The 14,129-nt window shown below is 74.9% G+C and carries 11 protein-coding genes, 1 tRNA gene and 1 riboswitch; of the genes, 7 read left to right on the top strand and 5 right to left on the bottom strand.

The annotated features are described in order from the left end of the window. The coding region (locus IE245_RS37100; RefSeq protein WP_229851385.1) for a hypothetical protein at nt 1–238 on the bottom strand (238 nt) is incomplete at its 3' end. Between the two features lie 192 nt (nt 239–430). On the opposite strand from IE245_RS37100, the gene IE245_RS18845 reads away from it, so the two are divergent. The 6 genes from IE245_RS18845 (at nt 431) to IE245_RS18820 (ending at nt 6,009) form a co-directional block, all read left to right on the top strand. After that, nucleotides 431–934: a rhodanese-like domain-containing protein gene (locus IE245_RS18845; RefSeq protein WP_189949045.1), complete on the top strand. Its 504-nt coding sequence runs from the start codon at nt 431–433 to the stop codon at nt 932–934. A 75-nt stretch (nt 935–1,009) separates the two neighbouring features. After that, a tRNA-Met gene (locus tag IE245_RS18840) sits at nt 1,010–1,083 on the top strand. 114 nt (nt 1,084–1,197) lie between these two features. Beyond that, nucleotides 1,198–1,938: a MerR family transcriptional regulator gene (locus tag IE245_RS18835; protein ID WP_189949043.1), complete on the top strand. Its 741-nt coding sequence runs from the start codon at nt 1,198–1,200 to the stop codon at nt 1,936–1,938. Nucleotides 1,939–2,163: 225 nt separating this feature from the next. Then, nucleotides 2,164–3,384 (top strand): PP2C family protein-serine/threonine phosphatase, encoded by a 1,221-nt coding sequence (locus tag IE245_RS18830; protein WP_189949041.1) that lies wholly within the window; start codon nt 2,164–2,166, stop codon nt 3,382–3,384. 229 nt (nt 3,385–3,613) lie between these two features. Next, a riboswitch (cyclic di-AMP (ydaO/yuaA leader) is annotated at nt 3,614–3,763 on the top strand. Between the two features lie 11 nt (nt 3,764–3,774). Next, on the top strand, nt 3,775–4,968 hold the full coding sequence (locus IE245_RS18825; RefSeq protein WP_189949039.1) for a M23 family metallopeptidase: 1,194 nt from the start codon (nt 3,775–3,777) through the stop codon (nt 4,966–4,968). A gap of 81 nt (nt 4,969–5,049) precedes the next feature. Next, nucleotides 5,050–6,009 (top strand): aldo/keto reductase, encoded by a 960-nt coding sequence (locus tag IE245_RS18820; protein WP_189949037.1) that lies wholly within the window; start codon nt 5,050–5,052, stop codon nt 6,007–6,009. On the opposite strand, the gene IE245_RS18815 is transcribed toward IE245_RS18820, so the two are convergent. From IE245_RS18815 to IE245_RS18800, 4 genes are all read right to left on the bottom strand, one after another. Beyond that, a complete protein-coding gene (locus tag IE245_RS18815; protein WP_189949322.1) occupies nt 6,006–7,343 on the bottom strand; it encodes a PrsW family intramembrane metalloprotease in 1,338 nt (445 codons plus the stop codon). The genes IE245_RS18820 and IE245_RS18815 overlap by 4 nt on opposite strands. Nucleotides 7,344–7,492: 149 nt before the next feature. After that, entirely contained in the window at nt 7,493–8,212 is a 720-nt protein-coding gene (gene trmB, locus IE245_RS18810; RefSeq protein ID WP_229851403.1) for a tRNA (guanosine(46)-N7)-methyltransferase TrmB, read from the bottom strand. A gap of 119 nt (nt 8,213–8,331) precedes the next feature. Then, nucleotides 8,332–9,516: an L-2-hydroxyglutarate dehydrogenase gene (gene lhgD / locus IE245_RS18805; protein WP_189949033.1), complete on the bottom strand. Its 1,185-nt coding sequence runs from the start codon at nt 9,514–9,516 to the stop codon at nt 8,332–8,334. Between the two features lie 124 nt (nt 9,517–9,640). Continuing rightward, nucleotides 9,641–11,095, bottom strand: coding sequence for an NsdA family TPR-like regulatory protein (locus IE245_RS18800; protein WP_189949031.1), 1,455 nt, complete (start codon nt 11,093–11,095; stop codon nt 9,641–9,643). A gap of 787 nt (nt 11,096–11,882) precedes the next feature. On the opposite strand from IE245_RS18800, the gene IE245_RS18795 reads away from it, so the two are divergent. Beyond that, nucleotides 11,883–14,090: an asparagine synthase-related protein gene (locus IE245_RS18795; protein ID WP_189949029.1), complete on the top strand. Its 2,208-nt coding sequence runs from the start codon at nt 11,883–11,885 to the stop codon at nt 14,088–14,090. Nucleotides 14,091–14,129 lie beyond the last annotated feature (39 nt).

Genomic DNA, 14,129 nt, shown 5'->3' with positions numbered 1-14,129 from the left:
CGGAGCCCGAGTCCGAGCCGGAGCCCGAGTCCGAGCCGGAGCCCGAGTCCGAGCCGGAGCCCGAGTCCGAGCCGGAGTCGTCACGGGAGCCGGAAGCGGGGCCGACACCGGCATTGGTATTGGCACCGGCATCGACACCGGCTCCGGTCACGGTCGTGCCGGTCCCGGTCGTGACCCCGGCCGTCCCGGCCGTCCCGGCCGTCGCGCCTTCGGCCCGCTCCGGCGTCGTCTCGTCCATCCGCCCGTGTCCCCCTTCGCGTCCCGTCATGCCTCCATGACGGACCAGAACCCCCGGATGTGACACGCCGACGTCTCGGACCGTGAGATCCACGCCGTACGCGAGCGATCGCCAGGGTTTCCCCGGGCGAGGTCGTCGACGCCCGTGGAATGCCACTTCAGCGCGATGATCATCATCCGTAGGTTGATCACCATGACGACGACAGACAGCCAGGTCAACCCCCTCAACCCCGTGCTGCGCACCCCGCCGGCCTCCCCCGCCGCCGCGGTCGCCCACTTCTCCGCCAGCCTCGCCTTCCACGCGGACGTCTCCGACGTGGCCGCCGCCCTGGCCGACGCCCGCGAGACCGGCGCCGACCCCGGCTTCGTGCTGATCGACACCCGCTCGACCGCCTCCTGGGACCAGGGGCACGTCCCCGGCGCCGTCCACCTCCCCACCGCGCTCATCCCCGAGCAGGCGGAGCGGCTCCTGGACAAGGGCGTCCCGGTCGTCACCTACTGCTGGGGGCCCGGCTGCAACGGCGCCACGCGGGCCGCGCTCGCCCTCGCCCGGCTGGGCTTCCAGGTCAAGGAGATGCTCGGCGGCTTCGAGTACTGGGCGCGTGAGGGCTTCGCGTACGAGACCTGGGAGGGGCCGGCGCGGAAGGCCGCCGACCCGCTGACGGCCCCGGTCGACGCCGAGGACTGCGGCTGCTGAACGGGCCGTCCGGCCGGCTGCGGGGATATCGGATTTCGGATTCGGCCGCCCATGCCGTAAGGTCGTGTTTACCGACGCGGGGTGGAGCAGCTCGGTAGCTCGCTGGGCTCATAACCCAGAGGTCGCAGGTTCAAATCCTGTCCCCGCTACTCAGTAGCCCGAAGGCCCGGATCGTATTCATACGATCCGGGCCTTCGGCGTTCCCGGGGGCGCGTCCGTCGCCGCTTGACCTTTACGCAACGTCAAGTTCTACCGTTCCCGTCATGGAGTGGTCGATCCAGGAGATCGCCAGGAAGGCCGGCACCACCAGCCGCACGCTCCGCCACTACGGCGAGCTGGGGCTGCTGGAACCGAGCCGGATCGGCGCGAACGGTTACCGGTACTACGACCAGGCGGCGCTCGTCCGGCTGCAGCGGATCCTGCTGCTGCGCGAGCTCGGGCTCTCGCTGCCCGCGATCGCCGAGGTCCTCGAGGGCCAGCGGGACACCTCGGCCGCCCTGCGCACGCATCTGGCCCTCCTCCAGCAGGAGCGCGAGCGCATCGGGCGGCAGATCGAGGCCGTGCGGACCACTCTCCACAAGACCGAGAGAGGAGAACGGCTCATGGCCGAGGAAGTATTCGACGGCTTCGACCACACGCGGTACGAGGCGGAGGTCACCGAACGGTGGGGCCGCGACGCGTACGAGCGGGGCGACCGCTGGTGGCGCTCGCTGAGCGACGCCGAGAAGAAGGAGTTCATGGAGACGCAGGCGGCCATCGCCCGCGACTTCGGCGCGGCCGCGGCGGCCGGGCTCGCGGCGGACAGCGACGAGGTGCAGGCGCTGGCCCGGAGGCAGTACGCGTGGCTGTCGGTCACCACCGCGCCGACGAAGGAGTACCTGATCGGGCTCGGGCAGATGTACGTGGACGACCCGAGGTTCACCAAGAACTACGACCGGCACGGCGAGGGCACCGCCGTCCTGGTGCGGGACGCCCTGACGGTGTGGGCCGAGCGGAACCTGTGAGGCCGGTGCGGTCCTGGTCCTGCCGGGCCAGGCAGGACCAGGACCGCACCCGGCGGCCGGCGCGGCCGTCGGGGCGGGCGCGCGCCCCGGGGGCGCCTCGGCGTACGCCGGTCGGACGACGCCGGTCGCCGCGCGGCGGCGGGTCGGGGAGGCTTGAGGGGTGTGCGGTCGGGGGTCCCGTCCGCACGGTCCGGTGGCGGGCCCCGACCGGTCAGGAGTTCTCAGGTGGCGCACCCTCGGGGCGAGGAGCCCGGCGGCCGTATCGCCGGGCCCGGTGCGCCCCGGGGCCCCTACGGGGGTGAGCCGCGGCCGCCGGTGGCCTTCGGGGCGACCCGGAGGTTCCTGCGGGCCCTGCCGCCGCTGATCATCCTCGGAGGGGTGGCCTTCGACCTGTCCACCCCGCCCTCGTACACGGCGGCTCCGCTCTTCTCCGCCGCGCCGCTGATCGCCGCGCCGTTCTTCTCCCGGCTCACGACCCTGCTGACCGGGCTCGCGGCGATCCTCGCCTCGGTCGGGCTGCACGCGTACAACCGCACGCTCTCCGACGTGCCCTCGCTCACCGAGACCCTCACCGTGGTGACCGTCTCCGCGCTGGCGATGCTGATCAACCTCGTGGTGCGGCGCAGCGGCGAGCGGCTCGCGTCGGCGCGGGTGATCGCGGAGGCGGCGCAGCGGGCGGTGCTGCCGATGCCGGCGGAGCGGATCGCGGGGCTCCAGTGCGCGGCGCGGTACGAGGCGGCGCAGGCGGACGCGTTCATCGGCGGCGACCTCTTCGCCGTGCAGGACACCCCGCACGGGGTGCGGCTCGTGGTCGGGGACGTGCGGGGCAAGGGGATGGACGCGGTGGAGGCGGTGGCCGTGGTGATCGGAGCCTTCCGGGAGGCGGCCGAGCAGGAGGCGGCCCTGGAGGGGGTGGCGGCGCGGCTCGAACGGGCGCTGACGCGCGAGGGGGCGCGGCGCGAGGGTCTCGACGCCGTCGAGGGGTTCACGACGGCGGTGCTCGCCGAGATCCCGCGCGAGGGCGGGGTCGTGCGGATCGTGAACCGGGGGCATCCGCCGCCGCTGCTGCTGTACGGGGACGGGCGCGTGGAGCCGCTGGGGCCGGCCGAGGCGGCGCTGCCGCTCGGGATGGGGGAGCTGTCGGTGGGGCCGGACCGGACCGACGAGCGGCCGTACCCGCCGGGCGCGACGCTGCTGTTCCACACGGACGGGCTGTCGGAGGCGCGGGACGGCTCCGGGGCCTTCTACGATCCGGCGGCCCGGCTCGCGGGGGCGGTCTTCCCGGGGCCCGAGGAGCTCCTCGACGCGCTCGTGGACGACGTGCGGCGGCACACCGGCGGCGGGTCGACGGACGACATGGCGCTGCTCGCGGTGAGCCGGCCGGCGGCGGGGGCGCCGGAGCGGCGGCGGACGATGCCGGTGGTGCCGCCGGGACCGGCGCGCTGACGGGAGCGACGGCGGTCACGTTCCGTGCTCACGAGGTCTCACAGCGATAACAATTGACATACCGTCAGATTCGAGGGGTGGGGCGAGGGTCCATTGAAGGGGGCTCAACTCGGGCGATTCCCTGCCAATTCAATGAATGATCAAGGGGAACGGCTTGGAATAGGAGTGCGGTGTCTATTAACGTTCGATAACGCAGCGCGGTCGTCCCAGCCGTCGCAAGAGACGGCTCCGTGCGCACGTGCCGAATCCCGTGAGGGAACCGGGGAACCAACCCTTGGGGTGAATCGGGCCCCTCGCACCTCCCCGTGCGAAGAGCCCGTAGGAGACCTTCCTGCTCCGAACCCGTCAGCTAACCCGGTAGGCGAGAAGGAAGGAAAGGAGCGCGCCTCCGTGGCGTCCAACACCCCCGTACCCGAAGCTCCCTTCGACCCCTTCGGCGGCCCGGGTGCCGTCGGCGCGGGCGACCCGGACGGCTTCGCGCCCGGCGCGTACGAGACCGCTTCCTTCACCCCCGCCCCCGGCGAGTGGAACCCGACCGAGGGCTCCCTGCGCGCCGAGAGCCGCGCCGGCGGCCGGCACCGGATCGTGAAGCAGCGCTCCAACTTCGCCCGCTCCTCCACCGTCCTCGGCGTCGGCGTCATCGCCGCCGTCGGCGCGGGCGGCCTCGCCACCGCGCAGGAGAAGGCCCCCGTCGCCATCTCCCTCCCCGACCTGCCCGACCTGGGCCTGCCGGACGCCCACGACCTGCCCGGCGTCGGCGACCTCCTGCCCGGCGGCGAGGAGGAGACGACCCCCCGCGCGTCCGCGCCGGTCCCGGCCGGCGGCGTCGCCGCGAAGCCGCTGACCTCGGTCACGTACACCGCCCCGGCCGACACCACCACCGGCGCCGAGGCCGCGGAGCGCACCGCCACCGCCGCCGACGCCGGCGAGGCACTGCGCGCCCGCATCCTCCAGCAGGCCGAACAGCAGCAGCAGGCCGCCGTCGACGCCGAGAAGCTCGCCGCCGAGAAGGCCGCCGCGGAGAAGGCCGCCGCAGACGCGAAGGCGCAGGCGGAGGCCGCCGCGAAGGCCGAGGCCGAGGCGAAGGCCAAGGCGGAGGCGGAGCGGCTCGCCGCCGAGAAGGCCGAGGCCGAGCGCATCGCCGCCGAGAAGGCGGAGGCCGAGCGGCTCGCCAAGCTGGCCGCCGGCTACTCCATGCCGCTCTCCTCCTACACCCTCACCTCCACCTACATGCAGTCCGGCTCGATGTGGTCCTCCGGCCACCACACCGGCCTCGACTTCGCCGCCCCCACCGGCACCCCCCTCAAGGCGGTCCACGGGGGCACCATCACGTCGGCCGGCTGGTCCGGCTCGTACGGCTACCGGATCGTCCTGGAGCTGGAGGACGGCACCGAGGTCTGGTACTGCCACCTCTCCTCGATGACCGCGGCCGCCGGCCAGACCGTCACCACCGGCGAGACCATCGGCCGCGTCGGCGCCACCGGCAACGTCACCGGACCCCACCTGCACATGGAGGTCCACACCCCCGACGGCTCGGGCATCGACCCGGCGGAGTGGCTGCGCTCCAAGGGCCTGTCGGTCTGACCCCCGACGCGTGGGCGTTCCGGTCGGGGTTCAGGCTCCTCGACCGGAATACGCCCGGCGGCGCAGGGAGTTGAGTACGTCATGTCCTCACCCCTGCGCCCGCTGGGCACCTCCGGCCTCAACGTCTTCCCGCTCGCCCTCGGCGGCAACGTCTTCGGATGGAGCGCCGACGAGGAGCGGTCCTTCGCCGTCCTCGACGCCTACGCCGCCGCCGGCGGCAACTTCCTGGACACCGCCGACGTCTACTCCGAGTGGGTCGAGGGCAACCGGGGCGGCGAGTCCGAGACCATCATCGGCCGCTGGATGGCCGCCCGCGGCAACCGCTCGGACATCGTCGTCGCCACCAAGGTCGGCGCCCACTCGCCCCTCAAGGGCCTGTCCGCCACCACCATCAAGGCCGGCGCGGAGGAGTCCCTGCGCCGCCTCGGCACCGACCACATCGACCTCTACTACACGCACTTCGACGACGAGTCCGTGCCGGTGGAGGAGATCGTCACCGCCCTCGACCAGCTGGTGCGCGAAGGCAAGGTGCGGGCCGTCGCCGCCTCCAACATCTCCCCCGAGCGGCTGCGCGCCTCCCTCGACTTCGCCGAGGCCGAGGGGCTCGCCCGGTACGTGGCGCTCCAGCCCGAGTACAACCTCGTCGCCCGCGAGAAGTACGAGGGCCCGCTCCTCGACACCGCCGCCGAGACCGGCCTCGCCGCCGTCCCCTACTACGGCCTCGCCGCCGGCTTCCTCACCGGCAAGTACCGTCCGGGCCGGACCGTCGAGAGCGTCCGCGCCCGTGGCGCCTCCGCCCACGCGGAGACCGCGCGCGGCCAGGCCGTGCTCGCCGCGCTCGACGAGGTCGCCGAGGCCCACGGCGCCGAGCCGGCGACCGTCGCCCTCGCCTGGCTCTCCTCCCGTCCCACCGTCGCCGCGCCCATCGCCTCGGCCCGCACGGTCGAGCAGGTCCCCGCGCTGGTCGCGGTCGCCGACCTGAAGCTGACCGACGACGAGCTGGCCCGCCTGACGGCCGCCTCCGAGACGCCCGAAGGCTAGCCCTTGTAGGGGTTGTAGCCGCCGTAGTCGAGGTACTGCGGCGGCACCCACACCCGGCCGGTGGACCGCGCCGCGTACGAGAGCGCCGGCGCGGCCGTCGTCCGGCGCGCCCACAGGTGGTGCAGCAGCTCCTGCTCGCGGGCCGCGAAGTCCGGCACCGGGACCGTGCCCCGGCGGGCCCGCTCGCGCAGGAAGGCGAGGGTCGTGGCGAAGGCCTCGTACTCGCCGACCGCCCGCGCGCCCGCCTTGCCGTACGTGCGGGACGCCACCGCGCGCGCGGTGCGGCGGGCCCGCATCGACGAGAGCGCCAGCGGCTCCTCGGGGGAGAGCCAGCCGGCCGCCGCGTACGCCGGGAGCACCGCGGCGATCGTGCGCAGCTCCTTCTGCCGGCTCCACACGGCGAGCCAGGTCAGCAGCCCGAAGGCCGGGACCATGAACATCGCGTACACGGCGTAGAAGGCGAGCGGGCCGCCGAAGGTCGCCGAGCCGTTCCACAGCGCGTGGACGCCCATCGCGAGCAGCAGCCCGGCGAGCGGCAGCAGCACCTTCCGCGGCCGGCGCACCTTGCCGCGCGGGGCGAGCGCGGCCAGGCCGAAGCCGATGCCGGTGAGCACGGTGAAGAGCGGGTGCGCGAACGGCGACATCACGACCCGGACGAAGAAGGTGCCGGCGGTGACGGCGCCGATGCCGCCGTCGCCGAGGTCCTGGTCCTCGCCGAAGGCGGTGCCGAGGTAGAGGATGTTCTCGGTGAACGCGAAGCCCGTCGCGGTGAAACCGGCGATCACCACCCCGTCGACCAGGCTCCGGAAGTCCCGCCGCCGGAAGAGGAAGAGCAGCAGGATCGCGGCGGCCTTCGCGGTCTCCTCCACCACCGGGGCGATCACGGTGGCGCCCAGGTCGTCGGCCGAGCGGGGATCGGCGGTCGCGGTGGCGATCCAGCGGACGGCGAAGGTGTTGGCCAGGATCGCGACCAGGGCGGCGGCGAACGCGCCCCACGCGAAGGCGAACAGCAGGTTCTTCCACGGCCCCGGCTCGACCCGGTCGAGCCAGCGGAACGCCGCCATGAGCAGCGGTACGGGAAACACCGCGAGCCCCAGGCCGACGAGGAAGCCCTCGGTGCCGGTCTGCTCGCGCACCAGCGCCAGGATCACCAGGGCGCAGAGCGCGAGCAGCGTGATCAGGGCGACGGCACGGACGATCCGGCTCCGCCAGAAGGCCCGCCGCGGCCGGTACCGCCACTGGCTCCGGTCGGCGGCCACGGCGAACGACGGCTCGTCGCCCTCGCGGACGGGGACGTGGCTCTCGACCGCGGGCGCCCCGGCCTGCGCCGGCAGGAAGCCGGTCGCCGGCGGCGAGACGGACCCGGGCGGAGGGGAGGAGGACGGTGACGGTGACGGGGGTGTGGACGGCGGCAGGGGTGACGACACGACTCGACCCTAGCGACCGCCGCCGACAGGAGCGACGGACTTGGGGGAGGGGGGGCTTACTTCCTGCGGAACAGCAGGTCGTGCACGACGTGGCCCTTGTCCAGGCCCTGGCCCTCGAAGCGGGTGAGCGGCCGGAAGCCGGGGCGGGGCGCGTAGCCGCCGTCGGCGGCGGTGTTCTCGAAGTCGGGGTGCGCGGAGAGCACCTCCAGCATCTGCTCCGCGTACGGCTCCCAGTCCGTGGCGCAGTGCAGGACGCCGCCGGGCTTCAGGCGGGTCGCGAGCAGCGTCAGGAACTCGGGCTGGATCAGCCGCCGCTTGTGGTGCCGCTTCTTCGGCCACGGGTCCGGGAAGTAGACGCGGCAGCCGTCGAGGGCGGCGGGGTCGAGCATCTCGCGCAGCAGGATGATCGCGTCGCCGTTGGCGACGCGGACGTTGGTGAGCCCGTTGCGGTCGGCGAGCCCCAGGAGGTTCCCCTGCCCCGGGGTGTGCACGTCGACGGCGAGGATGCCGGTGCCGGGGTCGGCGGCGGCCATCTGCGCGGTCGCCTCGCCCATCCCGAAGCCGATCTCCAGGACGACGGGCAGCCCGCCGAACATCTCGTGGAGGTCGAGAACCCGCTTGCCGTCGATGTCCAGGCCCCAGTCGGGCCACCGCTTCAGCATCGCCTCGGCCTGGCCGGCCGTCACCCGGCTGCGGCGCGGCTGGAAGCTCCGGATCCGGCGCTCGAAGTGGGCGCCGGCGGGGTCGGGGCTGGGGCCCTCTCCGGGCGCGAACATACGACTGCCCCTGCGGGCGACGGACTCGCTGTGGTTCTCACGCTGCTCAGACACAATGCGGCCCATGGTACGACCGCCCGTGCGGTTCCGCTGGGGCCACGTTCCGTCGGGGCGGCGGGTCACAGGAGGGGGAGGGCGCGGCGGGCTATTTCCCGGCCGATGGGGAGGGACGCGGTCGCCGCGGGCGAAGGCGCGTTGAGCACGTGCACCGTACGAAGTCCCTCGCGGATGAGGAAGTCGTCCACCAGCGTCCCGTCCCGCAGCACCGCCTGCGCCCGCACCCCCGCCGCCGTGGGCCGCAGATCGGACTCGTCCACCCCCGGCAGCAGCCGCCGCACCGACTCGGTGAAGGCCCGCTTCGACAGGGAGCGGCGCAGTTCGCCCGCGCCGTACCGCCAGTGGCGGCGCGCGATGCTCCAGGAGCCGGGCCACGCGAGCGTGCCGCCGAGCTCACCGGGCCGGACGACCCCCCAGTCGTACCCCTCGCGGGCGAGTGCCGGCACCGCGTTCGGCCCGACGTGGACGCTGCCGTCGATGCCGCGCGTGAGGTGCACCCCGAGGAAGGGGAAGGCCGGGTCGGGCACGGGATAGACCAGGCCTCGCACCAGTGAGGGGTCGGCCAGTTCGTAGTACTCGCCCCGGAAGGGGACGATCCGCATGCCCGGGTCGTCGCCGGCGAGCCGGGCGATCCGGTCGCAGTGCAGCCCCGCGCAGTTCACGAGCACCTTGCCGCGCAGGATCCGCTGGTCGGCGGTGCGCACGGCGACGCCCCAGGGGCGCCGGTCGATCGCCGTGACCTCCGCGCCGTAGAGGATCTCCGCGCCGGAGGACTCGGCGAGCCGCCGCGCGACCGCCTTGTAGTCGACGATGCCGGTGGTGCCGACGTGGATCGCGGCGAGCCCCCGCACCCGGGGCTCGTACTCGGTGATCTGCGAGGGGCCGAGCTCGCGCACCGGGATGCCGTTCTCCCGGCCGCGCTGGACCAGCGCGTGCAGCCGGGGCAGCTCCTCGCGCTCGGTGGCGACGACGAGCTTGCCGGTCACCCGGTGTGGAATATCCCATTCCGTGCAGAACTTGACCATCTCGGCCGCGCCCTCGACGGCGAACCGCGCCTTCAGGGACCCGGGCCGGTAGTAGAGCCCGCTGTGGATGACCCCGCTGTTGCGGCCGGTCTGGTGACGCGCGGGGCCGTCCTCCTTCTCCAGGACGGCGACGCGGGTGCCGGGGGCGGCGCGCTGCAGCGCGTACGCCGTCGACAGACCGACGATCCCGCCGCCGATCACCAGCACGTCACAGTCAAACACCAGCGCCACCTCCCACCCCTGATAGTGCACTGGCCCACTGACAATCCCGCTAAACGCCCACGTCGTGGGATGCGCGTCACGCTGTCACGCGCATCCCGGCGCGCCCGTCACGCCGGGTCGTCCGTCACGCCGGGGCGACCAGCAGCGGCCTGGCCCGTTCCCGCAGCTCCATGACCCTCGGCTCGTGCCCGTACGGCTCCAGGCGGTGCAGCAGGTCCCGTACGTACTCCGTGGTCCGCGCGGAGGAGATCCGGCCGGCCACCTCCACCGCGCGCGTGCCCGCCGCGCAGGCCGCGTCGAGGTTGCCGGACTCCAGCTCGGCGACGGCCGAGACGACGAGCCGCAGCCCGTGCGAGCGGACGAACTCCTCGGTCGGCCGGGACAGCGCCTGTTCGGTGAACCGCCGCACCTCCCGCGGCATCCTGAGGTCCCGGTAGCACTCGGCGGCGTCGGCGCAGAACCGGTCGTACGAGTAGAAGCCCAGCCACGTCGGGTCGGCGTCGCCCTCCCGGGAGCGCTCCAGCCACCCCTCGGCGGACTTCAGGGCCGCCGCGGCCGCGGGACCGTCGCCGGCCTTGGCGTGCGCGCGGGCCTCGACGAGGCGGAAGAAGGACATGGTGCGGGCGGTGGCCAGGCCCCGGTTCCGCTCCAGGGCGGCCTGCGCCAGGTCCACGCCCTCGTCGGCGAAGCCCCGGTAGGTGGCCTGGAGCGACATCGAGGCGAGCACGTACCCGCCGAGCGGCACGTCGGCTGCGGCCCGCGCGAGCCGCAGCGCCTGGATGTAGTACCGCTGGGCGGCCTCCTGCTGACCGGTGTCGAAGGCCATCCACCCGGCCAGCCGCGTCAGTTCGGCGGTCGCGCCGAAGAGCGCCCTGCCGACCTCGTCCGAGTACGAGCCGAGCAGCAGGGGCGCCGCGTCCACCCTTAAGCACTCGGGCACCATCGAGGACCGCCAGTCCCCGCCGCCGTACTTGGAGTCCCACTTTCGCGCGTCCTCCGCCGCCTCGCGGAGTTTGGCGACGTCGCTGTGTCCCACGCGCACGTGCTCCCCGGAATCGGCGGGCCCCGGCCCGCTCCCGCCGCCGGACCCGTGCCGTCCCGCCTCCCGCTCCACCGACGGGTCGGCCGGGGTGATCAGCCACCGGGAGGCCGGGGTCGCGTAGGCGCTGACCGAGAACGAGCCGGCGAGCGACTGCCAGATCCCGCCCCCGCCGGCCCGCCGGCCGGCGAGGTCCAGCCGGTAGAGGTCGGTGGCGGCGCGGACCGCCTCCCCGACGTCCCGGGGGAAGGCGAGCCCCACCTCGGGCGCCGGGTCGGCGTCCGCGAGCCCGATCTCGTGCAGCGGCACGGGCCGGCCCAGCTTCTGGCCGATCGCGGCGGCGATCAGGTGCGGCGCGGCGCCCTGCGGCACCATCCCCTTGGAGACCCAGCGGGCCACCGAGGTCTTGTCGTAGCGAAGGGTCAGTCCCCGTTGCGCACCGAGGTCGTTGACGCGCCGGGCGAGGCCGGCGTTGCTGATTCCCGCGAGGGCGAGAACGGCGCCGAGCTTCTCGTTCGGCCCGCGTTGCTCCCTGGACATGACGCCACCCCTCGACATCCAGACGGCCGCCGCGACGCCGGGCATAGGCAGGCGGCATTCGTAAACACAGCGTAGTTCGCCGCATCCCCACCGTTAAGGGGCGGAGTTCCGTATGGCGAGATTGTTGTGTGACCACCCGACCGGAGGCGCCCGGCGGCCGGTCCGTGCTCCGTCCGTGGCGCCGTGCGCCCGGCCGTGCGCTCTCGCCGCTTGGGGGCGGTGCCGCTTCGATGAGTCCTGCGTGGGTCGGCCCGTCCGGCCGGGAGGCGGAACGCCTGGTGTTCCGGTTCCCGCACCGGTGGGCCGGGGGACACCGCCGCCCCATTCCCCGCGGGCGGCGGACGGCGCCGGGGGGCGGGTCGCCTCCCGGACCGCCGGGAGCCGACTCGCCGGCGAGGGTGCGGACGGGCGTGCGGCAGCGGGGCCCGGGCACCGTTCTCGTGATCCTTTCTGTGCCTGACGGCAGGCCAAACCTCCTGTGGTGGACGAGAATCGGCCGATTTCGCCGATCCCGGGGCCGCTGACCCATCGATCCCGGAGTCGCTGACGCGCCGTGTCCGACGCCTTCGACGCGCCGGGTCCGACGCCCTCGGCGCGCCGAGTCCGGCGCCGCTGACCCACCGAGCCCCGCCCCGGCGCCCGCGCCCCGCGCCACCTCGTGTTCCTCCGGTGGCCAACTGGCGCATGCCAGGGGCGCATTCGGCTTTCGGGCGCGTGCGCCCGGACCCCGCCCCGTGCGCCGTTGTCATGGCAGCATGGCCCCACCGAAACGGACGTGGAGGCGCCGATGCGATGGCTGGTGGGCTGGAGCAGTGTCGCCGCGGGGTACGCCACGACCGCGGGGGCGCGCGCCGGAGCGAGCGACGGCGCCCGTAGTGCGTACGGCGCGCCCGGCGCGTACGACCCCCACATCCCGCCCCAGGCGCGCCCCTACGCCGAAAGCGGCGGGCACGTCGGGGGGCGCACGGTGCAGCCGGTGGGCGCACAGCTCCTCTGGGGCGACCCCGACCCGCTGTGGGCCGTCGGCGACTGGCGCCCCGACGAGGTCCGGGTGGTCTCCCTCGACGACGGCACCCGGCTCGCCGTCCTCGGCTGCTGCGCCGCGGGCGACGACGAACTCCGCCGCGGCCTCGTCACCGCCCGCGGCGGCGCCCTGCGCCACCTGACGGCCTGGCCCGGCAGCTACACCGCCGTCGTCAAGGCCGGCCGCCGGGTCACCGTCACCGGAGACCTCGCCGGCGCCCGGCCCGTCTTCCACACCCCCTGGGAGGGCGGCACCGCCTACGCCACCGCCGCCCTGCCGCTCGCCGACCTCGTGGAGGCCCAGCTCGACATCGGCCACCTCGCCGCACTGCTCGCCTGCCCCGAGTCCCCGGAGGCGCTGCGCGACTCGACTCCCTACGAAGGCGTCCGCCGCGTCCCGCCGGGCCACGCCCTGATCCTGCGCGAGGGCTCCCGCGAGATCGCCGGGTACGAGACGGTGGCCTCGCTCGCCGTCGCCGCCCCGCAGGCCGAGCCCCGGCAGGCCGTCGAGGCGGTCAGGGACGCGCTGGTGGAGGCCGTACGGGCCCGGCTCACGGCCCCCCGGCACGCCCCCGAGGCGCCCCCGCCGGATCCCGGACCCGTCCCCGGGATGGGGCCCGCGGACCGGCGGGCGGCCCGCGGCGCCGGCCCCGTGCCCGGCATCGGCGCGGACCTGTCCGGCGGCAGCGCCTCCGCCACCCTCGCCCTGCTCGCCGCCGGACTGCCCGGCGTGCCCGGCACGATCCTCGGGCACGGCGCGGACGCGGGCGAGCGGCTGCTCGCGGTCACCTTCACCGACCTGGCGGCCAAGCCGGGCCCGGGCAGGACGGCCGAACTGGAGCGGGCCCGCGCACTGGCGGCCGACCCCCGGCTGCGCCACGTGGTCGTCACGGCGGGCGAGGAGGCCCTCCCGTACGCCGCCCTCGACGGGCCGCTCACCGACGAGCCGGGGCCCGCGCTCGTCACCGCCGAACGGCACCGCAGGCGGCTCGCCGGAGGCAGCGCCGACCACTTCACCGGGCTCGGTGCCCGACAGGTCCTGGACGCCCATCCGGCCCGCCTCGCCGACCTCCTGATGGACCGCAGGCGCCGCTCCCTGGTGCGGCCCGTGACCGCCCTCGCCAAGGCGACCGGCCCGTCCGCGGGCGCCTTCCTGGTGCCGGTCACCGTCTACCGCGCGGCGCGCAGGCTCGCCCGTACGCCCTACCGGGCCGGTCTGGAGACCGCCGCCCGGCACGTCCTCGACGCCAACCGCGACCCCGCCGACACCCACGGCCCGCTGGCCGCCTCGCTCTCCGCGCTCGCCTGGTCCCGGCCGGGTCCCGCGGCCCGCTGGCTGACGGGCGAGGCGCTCGCCGAGGTGTCCGCGCGCCTCAACCGGGCGGCCACCCTGCCGCCGACCGTGCAGCGCCCGGGCGAGGCACGCGCGCGTGCCGCCCTCGCCCGGGCGGCCGCCGACCACCGGGTCCTGGAACAGGCCGCCGAGATCCGCGGCCAGCGGCTGCACGCGCCGTTCCTCGACAACCAGGTCGTCCGCGCCTGCCGCGACCTCCCCGAAGCGCTCCGCGTCCAGCCCGACGCGCGGGCCGGCGTCCTGCGCACCGTCCTCGCCGACACCGGCATCCGCGACCTGCCGCCCGGCTGGGGCGCCCCCTACCCCGCGGTCCCCGCCGGCACCGCCCGCGCGGGCCTGCGCGCCGCCCTCCCGGCGCTCCTGGCCCTCTTCGAGGCCCCCCTCCTCGCCGACGCGGGCCTCATCGAGGCCGGTACCGTCCGGGACGCCCTGCGCGCCGCCGCCGACGGAGCCCGCGTCCCCCTCGACGGCCTCGCCGACCTCGTCTCCACCGAACTCTGGCTCCGCCGCCTCCTCGCCCGCCGGGGCTCCTGCTGGACCGACACGGCCACCCCGCGCGCGCCCCGGGCGGTCCAGGGGCCGCTGATCCCGGCGTCGAGGTCCTTGCCGGCGCGGTGAAACGCCACAGCACGCCCGTTCGAGTGAAACGGTTCCTGA

This window comes from Streptomyces roseolus (genome assembly GCF_014649855.1).
GTDB classification, from domain to species: Bacteria; Actinomycetota; Actinomycetes; order Streptomycetales; family Streptomycetaceae; genus Streptomyces; species Streptomyces roseolus.
This window is presented reverse-complemented; position numbering and strand designations above follow the sequence as displayed.